Annotated in this window: 20 protein-coding genes; 6 read left to right on the plus strand and 14 right to left on the minus strand. The window is 46.3% G+C overall.

Annotated elements, in window-relative coordinates; translation table 11 throughout:
• Positions 1–159 precede the first annotated feature (159 nt).
• Positions 160–1,368 carry a cation:proton antiporter domain-containing protein gene (locus tag ACZ5ZS_RS01800; protein WP_229657695.1) on the plus strand — a complete coding sequence of 403 codons (1,209 nt, stop codon included), beginning with the start codon at positions 160–162 and terminating at the stop codon, positions 1,366–1,368.
• A gap of 105 nt (positions 1,369–1,473) precedes the next feature.
• Here the strand turns inward: ACZ5ZS_RS01800 and ACZ5ZS_RS01805 are convergent, their stop codons facing one another.
• Entirely contained in the window at positions 1,474–1,965 is a 492-nt protein-coding gene (locus ACZ5ZS_RS01805) for a hypothetical protein (protein WP_188596191.1), read from the minus strand.
• 203 nt (positions 1,966–2,168) lie between these two features.
• Between ACZ5ZS_RS01805 and ACZ5ZS_RS01810 the strand changes: the two genes are divergently transcribed.
• The gene (locus ACZ5ZS_RS01810) at positions 2,169–3,257 is read left to right on the plus strand and encodes an NAD(P)/FAD-dependent oxidoreductase (RefSeq protein WP_188596192.1); all 1,089 of its coding nucleotides are present in this window, start codon (positions 2,169–2,171) and stop codon (positions 3,255–3,257) included.
• Position 3,258: 1 nt separating this feature from the next.
• On the opposite strand, the gene ACZ5ZS_RS01815 is transcribed toward ACZ5ZS_RS01810, so the two are convergent.
• Positions 3,259–4,098 (minus strand): metallophosphoesterase, encoded by an 840-nt coding sequence (locus ACZ5ZS_RS01815; RefSeq protein WP_188596193.1) that lies wholly within the window; start codon positions 4,096–4,098, stop codon positions 3,259–3,261.
• Between the two features lie 139 nt (positions 4,099–4,237).
• On the opposite strand from ACZ5ZS_RS01815, the gene ACZ5ZS_RS01820 reads away from it, so the two are divergent.
• Positions 4,238–4,873 (plus strand): peroxiredoxin, encoded by a 636-nt coding sequence (locus ACZ5ZS_RS01820; RefSeq protein ID WP_188596194.1) that lies wholly within the window; start codon positions 4,238–4,240, stop codon positions 4,871–4,873.
• A 120-nt stretch (positions 4,874–4,993) separates the two neighbouring features.
• On the opposite strand, the gene ACZ5ZS_RS01825 is transcribed toward ACZ5ZS_RS01820, so the two are convergent.
• Positions 4,994–5,752 (minus strand): hypothetical protein, encoded by a 759-nt coding sequence (locus ACZ5ZS_RS01825; RefSeq protein ID WP_188596195.1) that lies wholly within the window; start codon positions 5,750–5,752, stop codon positions 4,994–4,996.
• 122 nt (positions 5,753–5,874) lie between these two features.
• Here ACZ5ZS_RS01825 and ACZ5ZS_RS01830 point away from each other — a divergent pair, with 122 nt between their 5' ends.
• From ACZ5ZS_RS01830 to ACZ5ZS_RS01840, 3 genes are all read left to right on the plus strand, one after another.
• Positions 5,875–6,327, plus strand: a complete 453-nt coding sequence (locus ACZ5ZS_RS01830) for a hypothetical protein (protein WP_188596196.1) — start codon at positions 5,875–5,877, stop codon at positions 6,325–6,327.
• A 239-nt stretch (positions 6,328–6,566) separates the two neighbouring features.
• Positions 6,567–7,469: a zinc ribbon domain-containing protein gene (locus tag ACZ5ZS_RS01835; RefSeq protein ID WP_188596197.1), complete on the plus strand. Its 903-nt coding sequence runs from the start codon at positions 6,567–6,569 to the stop codon at positions 7,467–7,469.
• Entirely contained in the window at positions 7,415–8,107 is a 693-nt protein-coding gene (locus tag ACZ5ZS_RS01840; protein ID WP_188596198.1) for an acyltransferase, read from the plus strand. Before ACZ5ZS_RS01835 ends, ACZ5ZS_RS01840 begins: the two co-directional genes overlap by 55 nt.
• Positions 8,108–8,220: 113 nt before the next feature.
• Here ACZ5ZS_RS01840 and ACZ5ZS_RS01845 read toward each other — a convergent pair whose 3' ends face one another.
• The 11 genes from ACZ5ZS_RS01845 to eno all read right to left on the minus strand — a co-directional run bounded on the left by ACZ5ZS_RS01845 (position 8,221) and on the right by eno (position 19,888).
• Positions 8,221–8,790: a DJ-1/PfpI family protein gene (locus ACZ5ZS_RS01845; RefSeq protein WP_188596199.1), complete on the minus strand. Its 570-nt coding sequence runs from the start codon at positions 8,788–8,790 to the stop codon at positions 8,221–8,223.
• A gap of 290 nt (positions 8,791–9,080) precedes the next feature.
• On the minus strand, positions 9,081–9,614 hold the full coding sequence (locus ACZ5ZS_RS01850) for a THUMP domain-containing protein (protein ID WP_229657674.1): 534 nt from the start codon (positions 9,612–9,614) through the stop codon (positions 9,081–9,083).
• A 92-nt stretch (positions 9,615–9,706) separates the two neighbouring features.
• Positions 9,707–10,294, minus strand: coding sequence for a hypothetical protein (locus ACZ5ZS_RS01855; RefSeq protein ID WP_188596200.1), 588 nt, complete (start codon positions 10,292–10,294; stop codon positions 9,707–9,709).
• Positions 10,291–11,622, minus strand: a complete 1,332-nt coding sequence (locus tag ACZ5ZS_RS01860) for an RNA-guided endonuclease InsQ/TnpB family protein (protein WP_464858437.1) — start codon at positions 11,620–11,622, stop codon at positions 10,291–10,293. Before ACZ5ZS_RS01860 ends, ACZ5ZS_RS01855 begins: the two co-directional genes overlap by 4 nt.
• Positions 11,609–12,022 carry an IS200/IS605 family transposase gene (gene tnpA / locus ACZ5ZS_RS01865; protein WP_188596480.1) on the minus strand — a complete coding sequence of 138 codons (414 nt, stop codon included), beginning with the start codon at positions 12,020–12,022 and terminating at the stop codon, positions 11,609–11,611. Before tnpA ends, ACZ5ZS_RS01860 begins: the two co-directional genes overlap by 14 nt.
• 70 nt (positions 12,023–12,092) lie before the next feature.
• Entirely contained in the window at positions 12,093–12,506 is a 414-nt protein-coding gene (locus ACZ5ZS_RS01870) for a hypothetical protein (RefSeq protein ID WP_188596201.1), read from the minus strand.
• Between the two features lie 242 nt (positions 12,507–12,748).
• Positions 12,749–14,254, minus strand: a complete 1,506-nt coding sequence (locus tag ACZ5ZS_RS01875; RefSeq protein ID WP_162508189.1) for a hypothetical protein — start codon at positions 14,252–14,254, stop codon at positions 12,749–12,751.
• Entirely contained in the window at positions 14,254–14,979 is a 726-nt protein-coding gene (locus tag ACZ5ZS_RS01880; protein WP_188596202.1) for an ABC transporter ATP-binding protein, read from the minus strand. The genes ACZ5ZS_RS01875 and ACZ5ZS_RS01880 overlap by 1 nt, the downstream gene beginning before the upstream one ends.
• Positions 14,980–15,208: 229 nt before the next feature.
• Positions 15,209–15,580: a hypothetical protein gene (locus ACZ5ZS_RS01885; protein ID WP_075058909.1), complete on the minus strand. Its 372-nt coding sequence runs from the start codon at positions 15,578–15,580 to the stop codon at positions 15,209–15,211.
• Positions 15,581–15,744: 164 nt separating this feature from the next.
• Entirely contained in the window at positions 15,745–18,546 is a 2,802-nt protein-coding gene (locus tag ACZ5ZS_RS01890; protein ID WP_188596203.1) for a DEAD/DEAH box helicase, read from the minus strand.
• Between the two features lie 91 nt (positions 18,547–18,637).
• Entirely contained in the window at positions 18,638–19,888 is a 1,251-nt protein-coding gene (gene eno / locus ACZ5ZS_RS01895) for a phosphopyruvate hydratase (protein ID WP_188596204.1), read from the minus strand.
• Positions 19,889–19,966 lie beyond the last annotated feature (78 nt).

A 19,966-nucleotide genomic window follows, 5' to 3' on the forward strand; every position in this document is an offset into this window, starting at 1 on the left:
GTCTCGAATTTATCTAGTTAAATCCTAATGACGTCATTAATGGAAAAATGTGCCATAAGTTCCCTCATTTAGGAGGATTACAATGATTCGCTGTTGGTTGACCATTGAATTTTTAAGCCCCTTCGCCGATCCGTAGATAGGCGAGCCAGTTTGATAAATGTGGATCTTTTATTGATAGCCATTGCAATGATAATATTGATTGGCTACTTGGGTGATGCATTATTCAGGGCAACTCGCATACCGGAGATATTGATATTGATGTTCATCGGAATATTGTTAGTTCCAATAGGTCACTTAATTCCAATAAGGTACGTTGAGGTGCTGAGGCTTTTCGCGCCACTCTTTGGAAGCATTGCATTAGTCATTATAATGTTCGATGGAGGGAGGAGAATAGATTTCAGTTCATTAACTGCGAGCGCGTTGGGATTATTTCTGGGCTTACTGGATATAATAATACCAATGGTAATAATAGCATTTTTGATGAATTTTCTATTTGATTGGCCATATGTGTATGGGGCATTGTTGGGTACCATAGTGGGGGAAACCACATCCATAGTAATAGTCCCCGTAGCAGCCAGGATGAAGATACCAAGCGATTTATACAATCTGGCTGTGACTGAAGCGACTTTCAATTCAGTGGTGGAGATATTGATATTTTATCTATTGCTAGTATTTGCGACCGGGGCATCATCCTTCTCGCCTCAATCATATGCTAAGTATGTCGTCGATTACCTAAGCGTGGCGGTATTCATGGGATTATTGATGGGTTTTCTCTGGCTTTTCATTTTGAATATATTGAAGGGAACCCGGGGATACGTGGCTACGATAGGCATTGCGTTCCTGTTGTATGGGGTGGTGGATTACTTGGGTGGAGCGGCCGTCGTGGCCATATTGATCTTTGCAATGATAATAGGAAATTACAGATCCATAGGTCAGCACTTGAATCTCTTCATTGATATACGCGAGAAAGACATGGAAATAGTGGAGGGAGAATTGGAATTCATAGTGCGCACGTTCTTCTTCGTATTCATAGGAATGATAGCATTGATATCAATAACTTATTTAATATATTCAATTTTAATAACAGCGGTTCTGTTGTTGATCAGGTATGCGGAGGTCATGCCGTTGGTGAAGAAAGAATATAGAGGATTTGTATGGTCGCTGATGCCCAGGGGATTAACTGTCGCGGTGTTGGCCAGCATACTGTACTCAATTGGAGGCACTTACTTCAATGATATATTCTATTTATCATTTATGGTAATAATAATAACCAATATAATAGCCAGCATAGCCATAAGCTACTCGGCCCATGCATTGGAGACTACCTTAAAGGTTGATGAAGGAAATGGAAATAGCGGCACCAACTGAGCTTGTTAGCGAGATTAATTGGTCTACCCATCCCTTCGGGCAGAATTCGTGGTTCGTGGGCTGGGTCTTCCGCTGCTCAAGAAAATAAAAGCCATAAACCATTATTCAATATCTCGTATACATCCAAAAATCCATCGTACAAGCTAATATTGCTAAGGATATAGAAATGGAAGATAAATATGAAACGTAGGCATACATCACATTTGATATGATGGTCATGATTATTGAGATTACAGCGTCGATGCTCCATAAAATCCTCGATACCTTATTCGCCGCTATGCTTGCCAGAGTTATGTAGGTGCCTATCTCAGTAATCATGATCACGATGAGGAACATCTCAGCTATTATATATTGGCCCAGCAAAAAGGATAGTAATTCTCCAACCAATGCAGCAGAGAATGAAATTGGAATCATCCCTCTTAAAAACCACGATTTAATTAATGCAATGCCCAGATAAGCATACAATGTTAATGTCATTATGTACGAGATGATGCCAGCTGCCATTAAATTGCTGGGTATGTATAACATGAAATAAGGCAGAGGCAAGCCAGTGCTAATGGTTAGATAGCCGCTTATTAGATACCAAAGCATTACCATGAAGTTAACCACTACGAAAGCGACATAAAACCACGAAATGTTACGGAGCATCTCATGGCGCATAGCTATAGGATTAGCTTGATTTTTTATAGGTTTCCACTAGAGAGAAGATAATCATGTCGTCTTCAATGTATTTGCAACATTTTGAAGAGCTCGTTAGACGGACAAAGATAAAAAGGCACTCATAACACCGTTTCCGATCCATGTTGAAGGCCATAGTAGTTGGAGGCGGAATAGCTGGGTCGTTTGTTTCGCATTTTCTAAATAGGGCTGGGGTAAACGTGACCATGATAACGGGAAAGGTCTCTTACCCATCGATTGGCTTGATACATTCCATGCTTCTTCGCTTTGATAGCGATATGAAGTTGGCTAAAAGAACACTTGAGATATATAAGTCATTAGGCAAGTGTTGTGGTTGGACATTGAGGGAATATCCGGCATATACTTTCATCGGCGATGATGTGGATAGAAAAAGATACATAGAGCTTTGGTCCTCATATGGTTCCCCATCCAAGGAGATAACCATTAATGAGGCATCCCAATTAATTGGGGTGAAACTGATGGAAGGTGGTCGCGTAATATTATCCGTCGATAGATTGGTGAACATAGCGGGCATAATTAGGCACATCCGGTCTGGAATCAAGGTAGAGAATGGATTTGCCGCTCTACGGTCTGATTCCAATGGATTTGCCGTCTCTGTAAACGGAACTGAATACCGTGGGGATGTGGTGATCATGGCAGCTGGCGCGATTAACGGTACATTGCTCAAAAGGGCTGGGATCAAGATTCCCCTTAAATCATATGGATGCAGGGCATTGCTATTCCTCGTCGGATCCAGGCTGGACAACGTGATAATATACGATTATGTAAATCATTTCTATATGAGGCCTGCCATGCCTCTGATGGCATCGATAGGAGACGAGGAATCGCCCATAGTAGACCCATTGAATATGCCCAAGTTAATAGATAACGCATTCGTGGATTCAATGAAGAAAAGCTTCCGAGCTAGATTCGGGCGAACTCCGATTAATTTGGTTGGAAGGCAAGGTGCATGCGAATCATCTCCTGATATGTTCCCAATAATCGGCGAGGTTAGGCCTGGACTCTATGTGGTAGGTGCATTCAACGGCTACGGCGCAGAGGTGGGGCCAGCATTGGCTGAAGCATTAGCGGATATAATATTGAACAGAAAAACTAGAATCGATGCGAGTAGGTATTTAGTGAATAGATATTTGGGCGCGCCTATTTCGGATGATTGGGAAATAGGGCATGAGCCTCACGAAATTCTTTAAATTAACTCCTTCTCTTGCCGCCTCTAGCCTTATAACGTCCTTTTCTATGTTCATTGTATTCGACCAAGTTGTCTAGAGTACCCAAGAAAGTCATGTCAGTCAAATATATTTCAATATTCTTTGGCATCCTCCATGGTTCCATATATTTTAGAATGGTGTTAAATCCTGGCTCTGCCGCCAATGATGATGATACATCCATGCCTATAGTTAATGGATTGAAGGTGGGCATCACTATAACGGTTACCTTGCCCTTGCCTACATTTTTAGAATACATCTTATTGGCGATGCGTTTCTTATCAAGCTCCATTCTAACCATAACTGGCCTCCTCATTATGTACCCCGTTGAGTCTTGCATGCTTATGGCCGGATGTGTGTGTCCCATCACAATTACGTCGCTCTTGACAAAGTCCTCCTCCCTCGGCTTGCTATTACCATGAAGCAACAAGACGTTCTTCGTTCCCTCAATCACAATGCCCCTGCTATCCGTGTACGTCAAGTTCGGCAGTCCTAAGTCATTAATTATCTTGTCAAGCCCTCCGTCATGGTTTCCCAAAATAACAAGGACGTTATCAAATTCCTTGGATAGGCCTGTTAGGAATTGCTTGGTCTCCTTTGTGGATTCGAGGGGTAATGGCAGCTCATGCTTTAGGTCTCCAAGTATCGCCACGTTGTTGGCTCCCTCCGCATCTGCGGTCTTCTTTATCTCATCTAGGATCCTCTGCGTTTGGGAGGGAACCATAATGCCCTTGGCTGCCATCTCTATCTCCAATCCAACATGCGTATCGGCCGCCAGCACCCACTTCCGTCCACCAATGGTAACCGTTATTCCCCTCGAATCCATTGTTGCATCGCTTGCAGGTTTAAATTAAATCCCTTTCCTCTGTGGTAGGTTCGATTTTCGTGCTTAAATAGAGAGAAAACAGATGCAATTAATGCAAAATTGGAAACATTATTAATCTATTGTTGTAACCAGGAAATACATGAGTCAGCAACTTCAGTTAGGAAAACCAGCACCCGATTTCTGCGCCGACACAACTCAAGGACAGGTATGCCTTAAGGATCTAAGAGGCAAATGGGTCCTCTTCTTCAGCCATCCAGGCGACTTCACGCCTATATGCACCACGGAGTTCGTGGAGTTCGCGAAGAGGTATCAGGACTTCTCCAAGCGCGGCGTTTTCCTGATAGGCCTCTCCATAGATACGGTGTTCAGCCACATATCGTGGACTCGCAATATAAAGGAGAAATTCGGAGTAGATATACCATTTCCCATAATAGGCGATCCCGAGGGAAAGGTGGCCAGGGCATTTGGAATGATACCTGAAGGCAAGCGAGAGACCGTTAGGGCGGTCCTTCTAATAGACCCCGACGGCAATATAGCGTGGATGGCATATTATCCATATACAAATGGAAGGAACATAGATGAGATAATTAGGGTAATAGATGCTATACAGACCACGTATAAATACGGGGTATCCACGCCGGCCAACTGGAGACCAGGGGATCCCGTTGTGATTCCCGCACCCAAGACAAAGGAGGAAGTGGAGGCTCGGTTGAAGGATCCATCAGTTGAATGCAAGGATTGGTACATCTGCTTTAAGAGAATGGAAATAAAGTGACCCAAGTTCTGTGAGGGCATCGGGTTAAAATCGGTCTTTTATCTTCAATTTATTTATTGAATTCTAGTTCTTATGTGCAAAATCTTCCAAGGCACACCAAATAAATGCATTTATGCTGTCTTATAATAATTGGTGGCCAACATCGTCTATGGCCTTTGATATTCCATATATCGATGCGCCGCTTATGGCCAACGTAAGTTCGCTCGCTATGTTGAATTCCTGCAATTGACTTCCATAGGAGTAGGCGCCGGTCAATATCTGCTCTATATCCCTTGCCACGTTGGCAAAGCTTATGTTTATTGATATATATGATGCCCATGATGCGAGGAGCGTGGTGGATATGGGCAGTGTTATTGCAATGGCCAGCAATATGCCTCCCCAGGTCCTTGTTTGCCTCAATATCACTAAGTTAAATCCAAGCCCAGCCAGCTCCGGCGAGTATTCGCCTATCCTTGATAGAACGTAGAAAAGCCATGCATTTGATAGCGCTAATTGGGCCATCCATTGAAAATACTGCGTAGATTGGCTCAGGTATACTCCCAGGGGCGACGTCACTATTGCTGCGTCCAGGGCTATTATGCTCAAGTAGAGTCCCTCCAGCGTGCTAGATATGGATGTGAAAAGCGAATTGAAGATGATGACAGGATCACTTATGCTTCGTATTCCCAGGGAGGCAGCTATTGCCCCACATATAGTACCTAGTTTGGCGTATATGACATAAAAGACGACTAGCAGGACGACGCCATATATTGTATTATAAAGGTGCTCCTCCCCCTCCCTGCGTTGCTGTAGGCTTCCCATATTCATCTTGATTAACCCATACCCCGCCTGCAGGGAAATCGATGCGTATATTATGCTCCAGTTTAGGTATGGAATCATTAGATCATGGTAAATTTAATGGAAGAAAAGCTTTATCGTGTATTGGTTCCCATAAAAGGCAAGGAATATAATGGTAAATGCGCGTTTATGCAAGTTGCCCCGAGCAGTGAGGGGTGAGCCTAATGATTTCCCGACGCGAGTTGGGGATGATAGAAACGGCAATGCCGGATAGGTGGGGAACCGTGAAGGGCAGCGCGAACGATATTGAGAGGAAGCTGAACGAAAGCATATCTAGGCTTGAGGTGGATATGGAGGAACTTCGATACGAGATTAGCGATGATTTAAGCAGCACAAGATTGACAGCTGAAAAAGCGATGATTAAATCGAATGAGGCCATAATGGCCGTGAAGGAATTGGAGGCAGAGCTGGGCACAATAATTGAATTGATAAAACCAAGGAAAAATGAAAAGCGACGGATCGCCGTTATATCAAGGCTATTGCTTCTGGCATCCTCGGCTGCGATGGCCGTCCTATCCCATCAATGGTTAATAGCTGCATTATGCATTACGTGCTTGGCCCTCCAAACCTCCCAATCCGAGAGGCTTCCCACTCAATGGGGAGTTGGCCATCGATGAAGGCCGATGAGCCCAAGAATGGCCAAGGAGGACCGAGCAGTCCAAGCCAGGTGATTTAAAGAGCCCCTAGGCTGATTAATGATGACCGTTGCCTTGGGAGGCCCTCCCATCAAGGGAGGGTTATCCCTCCCGAGGCATGAAATATGAACACCACATACATCCCATATACGGGTAAAAATAGGGGCTCTCCATGTAGGCTTGGAAAAAGGTTCCGGAACCCCGGGAACCCAAGCGAGCACATGTTCTTAGGCATGGATGTAAATAGGGCAAGCATTGATGTAGCCATCATAGGTTGCATTGATGTAATTAATGTGTTTATCAAGGTACTCTCCAGCGAATTAAAATCCCTGGGTCTCGCCTATGCTATCAATAACGTTGGTCTGATAGATGAGTACCTCATATCTCACGCTAAGATAATCCTTCCATCATTTAATGATAACGAGGTGGAGAAGCTATTATCGGCGATATTTTCATCCGCTCATAAACGCATTGATATGGAGTGGCTCGACCTTCTTAGGGTAGGCGCAACTGAGTTCAGGAGATTTTTATCGCGGGAACGTAAGCTGGATATGAAGTTGAGCGTGATTGCTATGCGCAGAGCCATGGAATTCGTGGCAAATATGGGAATCCATCCCATTATAGGCATGGAGGCTCTTCACTCCATGAATAAGTTGGGCGCTATGTACGATTTCGAAATGGATTTCGATGGCCTGCTTCATAATATTGAACTGTCACTGGAGGTGAATCCTCTCAGCTCAATCCAAATAGAAGCCGAATTGGGGGGATCCACCAATATGAGGTGGAGAGGGTCATTACTTGAAGGCTCCTTGGCTGAATTGATATTGATAAATCCAGCGAGGACAAGCGGCTTCTGTAGTAATTGCATGAGGCTTGGCTTGATGAGCGAGGTTCGTCGATTCGGCCGCCGCAACGTTTTATGCGCCGGCTGTGGAATAATACTGGACAGGGACGAGAACGCATCCATCTCAATTGCTATAATAACAATGATGCTGGCACTCCACGGAACCCGCTTCCGGAGACATTGCCGGGGAATAATTTTTAATGGGGGTTATTGTCTTGCTAGTTTATGTACATTTCTAGGAGGGCAAACATTAGGACCACCTTGGTGGGCGACGCCGTGATCCTCGGTCCCAGCAGTGTTGGGGAGGGGTCTATAATAGATAGGAATGTAATAATCGGTTATCCCATACGATCCACGCTTAAGAAGATAGGAAAAATGGATGACATGGATGAACTCAGCTCCGGCAGCTTGATAGGTCGTAACTGCGTGATACGGAGTGGAACCGTGATATATGAATCATCCACTTTGGCCGATGACGTGGAGACGGGCCATAATGTATTGATAAGGGAGAAGACGGTTATAGGCAGCGGCACCAGAATAGGAACCGCCACTGTAATAGACGGAACCGTGAAGATAGGAAGTAAGGTTAGCATACAGAGCATGGTGTACATTCCCATCGGCTCCATAATTGGAAATAACGTCTTCATAGGTCCCAACGTCGTTATAACAAATGATAGGTACCCACCCAGCAAGAGATTGGATGGAGTCATAATAGAGGACAATGCAGCAATAGGGGCCAACTCCACGTTAATAGCCGGGATAAGGGTGGGATCGGGATCAATGGTTGCCGCGGGATCCGTGGTCACGAAGGATGTCCCCCCCAACGTAGTGGTGGCGGGATCCCCCGCCAGGGTCATATACGATAGATCAACATATTTGGAGAAACAAAGAAAATACGAGGCAGAGTCCAAGGAATGACTTACTAGCGCTAACATAGTTGAAATTTCCTACTCATAAGGATGGTGAGATCACGCGAGGGATGAAAAATAATCCTTTCGTATTAAATCAATAATTCGTCGCGCGGCGATCGATCACTCGGGCGGATACTTGGATTTAAGTATCCTCATGAACTCCCGCATCCATTGCGGGTGATCAGGCCATGCCCTGGCGGACACCATCATACCATCAATCACTGCAGCGCCATCTATGAATATCCCGCCCGCATTTTCGACGTCGGGCTTTAACGCTGGGTAAGCAGATGATTTCTTTCCCTTGAGCACGCCGGAGGCCGCCAGTATTAGAGGAGCATGGCATAGCTGAGCCACTGGCTTATTACGTTCGAAGAAGTGCCTAACTATCCTCTGAACATCTGGGTCGTTTCTTATATACTCCGGCGCCCTGCCTCCCGGTATCACCAACGCCACATAATCATCTGGGTTCACATCCTTGAAGGCTAGATCAGCCTTTACCAAGTAGCCGGGTTTTTCCGTGTATGTATCGAATCCAGGCACGAAGTCGTGGACCACTGTTTGGATCATTTTCTTACTGGGCGCGGCTATGTGGACCTCGTATCCCTCCTCCAATAGCCTTTGGTATGGGTAAAGCACCTCCAAGCTTTCGCCTGCATCCCCTGTCAGAATGAGAACTTTATATTTCGCCATGAACTAATTATGAGCATTGTTTTAAATACTTATCGCGAAGCGCCCGCTCGATCCCGTTCTCATAATATCGTAGTTTATTGAACCATTATTGGGCAAGCGAGGGCCTAATATTTATCTCAATCGCTGGATACTTAATTCATTGAGGCAAAGCAGCTCACATTCCTTTTATTATTTGCTAATGAATGCAAGAGGGCCTTTTTACAGTAATTCCTGCGGTTAAATGCCTTTTTTATCTTTCATAATCACAACGTTTATAGATGTTAAACTATGTTGGGCATTAGCTGAATCTTTCAATAATTATCAGGCTGCCACTCAAATCCGCTCTTCAATAAGCTGAACACATCATCATCGGTGAGCACTGATATTCCGGTCTCGCTGGGAAACACCTCTATGTTTATTATCTTGCTGGGGGAGTCCAAGTTTACTTTCCTGCCCACTTGGGGAGCTATCGCGTCTATTATCTGGGCCCGCCTCAAGTCAACTCCGCGCTTCCTTATCTCTATCTTGAATGTCTCGTTTTCCCCTATGTTACGGGAGGCCAGCTCCAATGCGGCTTGCTTTATCTTGTCCACGTCGGTGTCCACAACCACTTGCACAGGAACTACCTTCAGCGTAAACTTGGGGAGATACTTGTTACTGTTTATCAGGCTCTTTATGCCCCTTACATAATTAAATGGATCAATGCTTGAGAGGGCGGTCAATAACCCATCGAATCCAGTGAATTGAACTTTAACGCTGACTCCCAGTAAGTCCCCTATTTTCTTTAACTCACTCATGCAATAACCCTCGGTTCTCCTACCCGTGGAGACGACTAGGTTGAACACGAAATCATAGTTAACTGCATTGCTTATAAATGTACCTAAAGGCGGGCTCCATCCGATAAAAATATACAACTAGCTCCGCTGTTTAGGCTGGATCACTTGGTTTTGTTGAATCTCTTGCTTCTTCGCCTTTCGATCAGCGAGGCAATATATAACGCTGGGGCGGTCAACGAGATCCAGTAAAGCAATGTAGGTTGGCTGTCCACCATCAAGGCTAAGGACTCACTGCCCATATTTATGACGTATTGCTCGCTGCCGATTATCAGCAATGGATAGGAGGAGAAACCACTCAAGTTAGTTCCCAGAGTTCCAAGGAATGGAGCCAAGCGAGGTAATGCTATGGCGAGCACCAGGTATATTATTACTGGGTCCAAAATATATAATATGGGCAACCAAAACATGGTGGAATAATTACCGGGTTCATCACTGAAGATCGATTCATATAGGCGGAACGCCAATACTGTGAGGATATAGAGGGCGAATCCCATTAACAACACGGTAATTACCCTGGATATCAATAGATATTTGCCGAGAAGCATAATGGATAAATAAAAGGGCGAATCCTTTATCGCAATCAATTCGCCCATGCTATACGACCACCAATAATGAACAGGATAGATAAGGGAGATTATTACAATTAGGGCAGAATCCACGTAATAAATAACGGCCAGGGGATACCTCATCTGACCTCCTCCCCGCCTTGAGGGGTGGGGGTTCCCTCTGGGCGGTTCATTGGTTCGTGGTGCACCGCCATCACCCTCACCGCTTCACAGCTGGCGGGTGCGTAAAGCACCCACCCCGCTCCGCTCGTCCAGCGGTGAACCACGGGCTGGGTCTTCAACCCATTACCCCTATCCCTCGCCGAGGGGAGCCCTCGACCCGCGGTTCTTAGGGACTCGGGGATATGTAGGATGTTCATCGACCCATTCAAGTCCGCATTTATAACCTTCCCCATGCGGGGACACTTGAAAAGACCACGCTTAATACGCCCACCCTCGTGGGCTTCCCCGCATAGGGAGCAAGTCTTAGAAGTATAAGACTCATACACCCTAACAACCCTTATCCCCAATTCCACCCCAACCTCCTCAAAACGCTTAATAACGTAGTCGTAGTTCCAGAAGTTCACAGTGAGCTTATTACCATGGTTTTGTCCTATCTCCTTAGGATAACCTATAACAACCTCGCTTACCCCCTTCTCCTTCAACCCCTCCATTACCTTCCTAACCATGCTATTCAAGGCATGTTTTAAGAACCTCTTCCTCTTATCGTAAAGCAGTTTCAGCCTCCTACTCCTCCTTTGTCCATGCCTTGCCAATAGCTTCTGCACGCTACTTATCCTCCTACTGAAGTACTCGTATTGGGAGAGTGCTCCACCACCCTTGAATAGGCACCAAGTGCCGTCCTCAACATAGACAGTTGCCAAATTAACGATCCCCAAATCCACGGAAGCCCTCAAGCTACCCTCAACTCTCTCGTTATTCTCAACCTCCACTGGAATATGGGCGTACCAACTCCTCCTCGCCCCATCACAAATTACCTCCAACCTACCCTGTTTCCCACGCCACTTAGGTTTCCCTTTAAACTTGAGGCTTAGCTTGAAGTCCTTTAGGTGAATGAGTTGGTTAGTCTCATCAATGATGTACCTATCATTCCTAACGAGAATAATCAATCTGTAATTGCCGTCTTCATCCTTCCAGTACCCTGGAGGTCTTGGTTTGAACCACTTCGGTAGTTTACCCTCCTTCTTTTCCTTGATTAGGGAGAAGAAGCTCCTCCAGTCCTCAGCGTTCTTCCTAGCCACCTGCTGGGCATTGACCTTCAGCGCTTGTTTGTACTTCTCGTAGACCTCCTTTTCGGTTCTGGCGAGGTCCACCCCCTCCCCCTTCTTGAATTGTTGCGTTCTTAACCAGTTCACCTCGTTCCAACACTTGGCTGTTGCTATAGCCAGTTCCTTTAGCTTCTCGTGGGTGTTCTTGTCCACGACGAGTTTAACTACGTTAGTTCTCTTCATTTTCTTTCCCCCACTGTTCCTCAATATATTTCTTTATCGTCTCGCTGGATACGTTTCCAGCAGTCGATACGAAGTAGCTCCTAGTCCAGAGCTTTCCTCCCGTGTATTTTCTTAACTCTGGGAACTTCTTCAAAACTAGCCTAGCTGATTTCCCTTTGAAGTAGTTTGCAAGGTATGATGGTGAGTATCTGGGCGGACAGTTTACGAAGAGGTGTATATGGTCTGGCATCACTTCTAGGGCTAATGTTTCACAACCCAACTCTTCAGCGATTGATTTCAAGACCTCTTTAATGTATTCAGCAACGCTTCCGATTGATATGCCTCTACGATACTTAGGAATCCATACGAAATGGTAGTTGCATAGGTATTCCACATGCCTCGTTGATTTATGTTCCGCAATACTTTAAAGTATTCAGAGATTTAAAAACTTTACCCCGCCCCTAGAAGGGGCGAGGCTTGTTGTTCTTTCGTCACTTCAAAGTCATGTTGATGGTCTCAGTCAGGTTAACCCCTAAGAACCCCATCATTATGCGCATTGTGCAGTTTCCCACATTCAAACACTCATACGCCGCCCCTTGATTGGTGACGTCAACGGCTACTGTGGAAGTGGATCTGGGCATTATGGAGACTTGATTCGCCAATTTGAAGTATTTGCCGCTAACGTTGTATATGGTAACGTAGAAGTCAAAGGAATTGGACACGGTCAAGTTAATTGTATGACTAATGGAATGGTTACTATATATCAGTATGTGTGGTTCCATGGTTATGCCTCCCTTCATCAGCGAGATGAGTTGATTTACGCCAAGCATTGGTTTGCTAACTATAAATACAAGGGCAACGAATGAAATAAATACCAAAATACCCACTATTTTTGCAAAATCCATACATAGCTATCTTTGCCCATGATTTATTAATTTTTTGTTCGAAGAATTAGCTCATTATGGCCATGGCTGTCTAATGGGTTTCAATTGGAATGTCCAGGCCCCGCTCCTCAAGTATGGAGCGCAAGCTAATAATTAAGTCGTAACAACCCGTTAATTTTCATCGCAATTCAAGGATGCATTTGAACAGTTAGGGCCGTTTTTTAAGTTGCATTCCCCTTTTATGCGGAGTGGTTTAAATGGCCTTAAATGAAGCCTTCCTCTATTAGTTTGTTGAAGAGTTTTTCCACCATGTTCTTAGAGCTGAGTATCCTGGGCATCAACAAGGAAATGATTAATAGCAATATAGATATTGCAGCAGTTAGGAGGGTAATTGGATCCACAACATAGAGCAGAGGAGGTATCAAGTAGGTGCCCGTTAAAATCACAGCTATTATTCCTATTAAGAAACCAAGGGGATTAACGCGCGGCACGTACTCCTCCAAGCCTACGAATCTATTCTGTCTTATGCCAGTCCAAGGCGCTACAATCAATGACATGGAGGCTATGCTCGGCATCATGGAGATCAACGATATGGCCACCAACAATGACAAAAAGGATCCCGTGGCAATATATATTAGAACATAGGCTATTATCCACGGAGATGCCAATACTAACCCAATAAACGATCTAACATACATCCGCTTCCTGAAATACGACGTGCAGTCCATTGCCATGCAGGATAACCAAAGCCGCTCGCCGCTTATTCCAGATAACGCGAATGAGAAGGCGAATATCCCTATATAGAATGCTGGAAACCAAATAAAGATGCTCCCACCCTTGCCGAAGCTTCCCATCCTAGTGAATAGTATCAAGTAAGCGACCGCCGATCCTATTGATATAGGCAGTCCAATCAATAACGCGTTAACCCGCTGCAACCTATACGCCGAGGAGGCGCCGGCGTTGATTCTGAGCTGAAGTGTTGCCGATAATAGGGATGACTTAAGCATAGCCATGATCGGTCCCAGACCTGCGAAGCTAATATATGAAGTGGAGGGCTTGACGCTGCTTCTCCTAGGCCTGGGCGATCCGCTCAGCGTTAGGCTGTATATATTGATCGATATGGATTTCATATTGCGCTTCAGAGATGCCAGGGACAAGAGCAAAACTAACATGATGACTGCCATGTAATATGCGTTGGGCTTCATGACCATGTATATTATGTTGAGCTGTGGGTATAATATGCTGGTTGATATGGCGTAGATGGCATAACCCGTTATTGTCAAAATCATTATCTTTCCCCCTTTCAGACCAAGCAGTAAGGATATTGAAGATATTATCACTCCCAAGGCAATTGCCTCCACTAAGTACTCGGGCACAACATACGCTCTTCCCGTTATTGCCATGATCATTGGATACCAATACGTCATTGCCAGCATAACTGATATATTGGTTATTGCCGCGGTAAGTATCTTGGAAATCATCACGTCAAGCGGGTCCACTGGTGCTGTTAGGACGAAATCCGCCTCTGCCTTGCTGAACATCGAAATAGAAGGAAATAGATAAAAGACGAGGAAAACGGATATGTACAACACGTACTCGCTCGGCAGCTCTATATTGGCCATGTGAACGTTGCTGAGGCCAACAAGATATGATAGGGAGACGAAGAACATCGATATGCCAATAACCAGCAGCGCTATCAATAACCCACCCCTCGTATAGCGTTCCTTTAGCAGTACCTTAACCATCTTCATTATTATGGCAGCATCCATCACTCATCACTCATTAATCTGGCAACTACCTCCTCTATTCGCTCATCATTCTTGGATAGGCCGGCCAAGTCGGTCATGGAGCCGCTCCATATAGCGTGGCCCTTATTTATTATCAAGACTTGATCAGCCAATCGCTGGGCTATGCTCATTATGTGGGTTGATACTAAAATGGTGGTGCCTCTGGAATGCATTGCATTAAGCATTTTAATGACCCTTTCCTGGGTCGGTATATCCAAGTAATTCAATGGCTCATCCATTAAAAGCACCTTAGGGTCATGCAGCACTGCCAATGCTATTGCCACCTTCTGCCTATTTCCCCGAGATAGTCTAGCCACTTGCGAATTCTCGTACTCCCTAAGTTCCAATTCATCCAGTAAGTAATTCACCTTATCCATAAGGATGGCCCTATCCATTCTTCGCAAGGCTCCTATGTACTCCATGTTCTCCCTCACGGTTAACGTTAAGAATGGAGAAGCATCCTCGGGCAGATACCCTAAAACTGCCTTTGCCTTCATCGGCTCCTCATACATGTTAAACCCATTTATTATGACGGAACCGGAGTCAGGCCGAAGCAAGCCTGCCAGTATTCTCAAGGTGGTCGTCTTGCCGGCGCCGTTGGGCCCTATCAATGCCATTGCAGCCCCACATGGAACCTTCACAGATAATCCATCAAGGGCCGTCACCAATCCATAATTTTTCCTTAGATCAGAAGCATCAATGCACATATACGAGTCCCGCCACGTAAGGCTTAATATTATTTTTCTGGAACGGCTGGGTGATTGGCCTTTAATGATTAATATAAAAATTGTTCTGAATGATTTGCGTTACCAAAAATTGGACACGCAATTTGATAGATGAATCGTTAATGAATGATAAGTCTCGCCCTTTCAAGGTGGGGAGGAGGGCAGATCCATTTAAAGGTAAAAGCCTCATTTAATTTATGCGGTTTCAGCCTTAGGCTGAGGCCTGAGTTGTTTTTCTCCTTGATTGTAGATAATCCATCAATGCCCTTCCTTGGTATCGAGACAGGATATCCATCACTAGATTCCTTAACTCGTCTTGGCTGCATTGGCACTTGGTTCGCACGGCTATCAATTCCCGCCTCCGTTTGTTTTCATAACCCACTAACTCCACGTCTTTTCCATCTATTATGTCGTTGCCGTAGAGCATCTTCCCATCGCCCACCTCGACAACGGCGGACACCGAGTGCGTCCACTCGTTCACGACATCGACTTCCACTAAATCATCTATTTTAATTCCAACTCTCTCTCCATTTACATATATTAAATAAATTCCATCGCTGTACTTCACCTCCACGTTAAGCACTTGGGTCGCGTTGAGTTATCGGGCCATCATTTAAAGGTTATTGTTAACATAAACAATAAGCCACCTCCATGAATGGGAGCACTCCGTTCTCGCGTTGAGACTTCCACCCTTAACCCTCGATGAGTTAACGGTAAATTATGGCTGGATCCTTTGAGGGAGCCGCATCAATCATCCCAGAAAAGCCTGGTCCTTATATATTCCCTCTCCGCCTCCATTATGGATGCGTAGAGATCCTCCTCGCTATGAGTCTTTGTCAATACCTTCCTTATTGCTGATGAGGATCCCACTCCATGCGCCGCCAATGCAATCAATCCATGGAGGCCGAATTGAAGGATCACAAGGGATCGCTGCCTAAGCACCTCTAGGAATTGCCTCTCTTGGGGGGAGAGAGGTCTCTTGTTGCGGAATTTGTTTATGACTTTGATCGCATAATCCACCTTCTCATCCCTGTACTTCAACATGGAAATGGTCCTCAAACCACAATGGGGGCACCTCAATGTGTCCTCCTTCATATATTTTACCTTTGCTGTGAAGTTCCATCCGCACTTCATGCATATCAGCGTTACCTCATTTTCCATTATTCTCCTCTTTATTACATCCATTAGCGCGGATTTGGGCACCTCATCTACGGTGAAGTCCAGCCCCTCTATCTCTATTATGGGAAGCGCTAGGGAGCTGAATTCCGTGACTTGCTTTATCGATACGTTTATCCCTCCATCTCTTACCCCTCGGACCAGATCCATCACGGCACTTACATCCAGCTTATCTACCATTATTTCCTTAATTACCTCCTCCTCCAGAATTGACCCTCTATACGCCTCCACTAGCCGCGATATGTTCACGTCTATGGGTCCCCGCGGCAACACGCCCATTCTCCTAGCGACGTGTATGAATCTGTACCTAAACAGCTTGCTTGCCTTTACCCCATCCCACAGCCTCTGCTTGACATCCTCATCGCTTGCCATGAGGGCGTCTCGAATTGCCTCTGCCGGTATAGGCCTGGCGGGCATTAGGAGTATCCTATACGGGTCTGCCCTGTACCCCACGCTCACCATGAATCTTTGAAACAAATACCTGGATAGGTATAGCCCGAGCGCCTCATTGCCTTTGCTGCCGCCGCAGCTATGTATTACGATTGCTCTTTTCCCCGCCTCCACCACTATGTTGTGCGGCGTTGGTATGTCTAAATCCACATCCTCCAATTCCCTGGATAATGCGTCTAGGTCCTCCTCGTTCAAGCTGACGTCGCTTCCCGCGTATTCGTGAATTGCCTTGATTCCCTTCCTCATTAATTCGGCCCTCAACTCACATACCTCGCTTGCCACTTGCCGGAGAACCGGTATTTCCTCTCCTATCCATGCCGGGAGCGCGCCATTAAGGCTGGCGGCGGGCTCCATGTACACCCTCTTCTCTTCTTGATTTATCGATAAAACATTCCAAAGCTTGGCCGATAATATTATCTTTGTGCCGGGCTCTATAGTTGAGACGAACTCCTCATCCAACTCCCCCACCGCCTTATTGGTGACGTAATCCACGGCTAAGTAATGCTGCTCATCAGGTATCATGGATGCCCCCTCCACGTAATACCTTATGGATCCCCTCCTGGGGTAAATTACATCCCCATCTATTCCTATCAACCTTCGTTCCACTAGGAAATCCACCAGCCTCTTAACCTCATCTATGCCGAGCGATGCATAAGGATGTGCTCGACTTGCTGTTTCATATATATATTCAATGGTAGCGCTCCTGCCATCGGCCTTGGCATCCATCAGCATTCCCAATGTTTGATGCGCCAACACATCCATTGCCTTCTCGTGGTACTCCACATCCTTCTCCAGCAGGCCCTTCTTGGCGCTGACGGCTATCACCACGGACTCCAAGTAATCGTCGAAGTCGCTGGCCACTATGACTCCCCTAGAGATCAATCCAACACCATGGCCGCTCCTTCCAACTCTTTGAATTAATCGCGTGACTTGTCTTGGACTCATGTATTGGATCACCTTGCTTATCCTACCCACATCTATGCCCAGCTCCAGACTGGATGTAGTGACCACGGCATCCACCTTTCCCCCCCTCATCAATTCCTCGACCCCCTCCCTTCTTTCCTTGCTTAGAGAACCGTGGTATACCTCCACGTTAAGTCCGAAGATCCCCTTCAACCTATTCCCAAGAAGCTCAGCCGTGTCCCTAGTGTTAGAGAACAACAACACAACCCCCCCGCCTTCCTTTATCAATTCGCTGAGGGCATGCAATCTGCCATAAGATTCCGGCGTCATATCCCCAGGCGGATCGGGGTGCTCCTGGGGTCTCCGGACGCTTAATCGCATTTCCTTTATTGCCAAGGACGATATTACTTGGACGGGCCTCGCGCCGCCCACGTATTTAGCGACCAAATCCAAGTTGCCTATTGAAGCGGATAGAGCTATTCTCTGGAAATCACCCGCTAAATTGACCAACCGCTCCAGGGACAGGGAGAGCTGAATGCCTCTTTTATCGTTCACTAATTCATGCACTTCGTCTATTATGACCCACTTGACGCTCCTCAACCATTTACGCATGGATTTATTTATCAATAGAAATTGAAGAGATTCCGGGGTGGTTATCAGCATGTGAGGCGGCTCCTCCCTCTGCCTCCTCCGCTCCCTCTGCGGCGTGTCCCCGTGCCTAACCCCCACTCGAAGGCCCAGCAAGCCGAAGAACTTCTCCAATCTATTCAATAAATCCCTATTCAATGCCCTCATGGGAGTTATGTAGAGGGCATGTATGCCTACGCCCCTCTCCTCCAGCATTTTAGATGCCACTGGCAGCACCGCCGCCTCGGTCTTGCCGGTCCCCGTGGGGCTGGAGATCAAGACATTCTTTCCATCCAATATTATTGGGATGGCCCTTGACTGTATATCGGTTGGCCTTGAGTAACCCATTCTCCTCAATGCTTCCCTAACCTCAGGATGTAGCAGCTCAAACACCATAAAGCCTTAGACCGAGTCTAGAACCTCTGCTTTTATTGCTTTTGGCTTGCCTTCGCCAACGGGTCGGGCTCTCAACTCATCACATCATCTATTTGAAGGGCGATTTAGACATATGGGCCGCCTTCCCCTCAGCCTCCCACATCCGAATCAATTCGTTTAATTTAGCCATGCGCTCCCCACCAACTATGCCGGTCTTTATGAGCGGGGATTGGAAGCCCAGCGCCACGTGGGCCAGTAATTCCCGCTCTGTATCCCCGGACCTGTGAGACACCACTATGGTATAGCCATTCTCCTTGGCTAGCTTAACGGTTTCGAATGCCCTGCTAAGCGTGCCGACCTGGTCCACCTTTATTATTATGCCGTTCCCGGCTTTCTTTTCTATTCCCATCCTAAGCCTGGACGAATTGGTGACGAACAGATCATCCCCCACTATCAAGCACTTGCCCCTCAACGCCGCCGTCAACTCCGCGAAACCGTCGAAGTCCTCCTCATGAAGTGGGTCCTCGAAGTAAACTATGTTGTACTCATCAACTAACTGCTTTATGAATTCCATGTGCTCCTCGGCCGATCTCTCCTTGCCTTCACTCCTGTACTCGTATTTTTCCCCGTTCCACATCCCGGAGGCAGCCGCATCTATACCTATACCTATGGCGAACCCCTTTTCCTCGGCCTTCTTTTTTACAACGGTAGATAGTATGCTCAATGCCTTTATGGTGGATATCTTGGCAGTCCAAGCACCCTCATCATTCTTGCCCCCAGCAAATGTCGGGTCCTCCTTCGCAAGTTCCTTTCCCACCTCCTTATGTATCTCCAAATTGGTGCTAACGGCGGAGTATATATCCGGCGCACCGTATGGAATCACGAGGAACTCTTGAAAGTCAGGCCCCAAATTCCTGGAGTGCTTCCCCCCTCCTATTACATTACTCACAGGATATGGAAACGATGATGCCAAGGCTCCGCCCAAATATTTGTATAATGGCATTTCCAAGTAATTCGACGCGGCCGATGCAGCGGCCAGGGATGTGGCGAACGCGGATGCTCCTCCTATTCTCGCGAAATTCGGCGTGCCATCCACCTCCTCCAGCTTGGCATCTATTCCTCCCTGATCCACAGCATCCATCCCAATTAGGTCAGTCGCTACCCACCTCCTGAACATATCTATGGCAGCATCTACTCCATCTTGAGGCAGGAACTGCACCTCATGCTTCCCCTTGGAGGCGCCGGCGGGGGCGGTTGCCAGCCCCCTAACCCCGCTCTCCAGGATTAATTCTACCTCGACGGTTTGATCCCCCCGTCCAGTGAAGGATTTCCTAATTATCGCGTCATCTATTGAAGACATGGAAATCCCAGCCGACTCCGCCCTATTAAACATTTCATTCAATCAGATGGCTAACTATATTATGCCCATATTGATGTG

This window comes from Thermocladium modestius, from assembly GCF_055398215.1.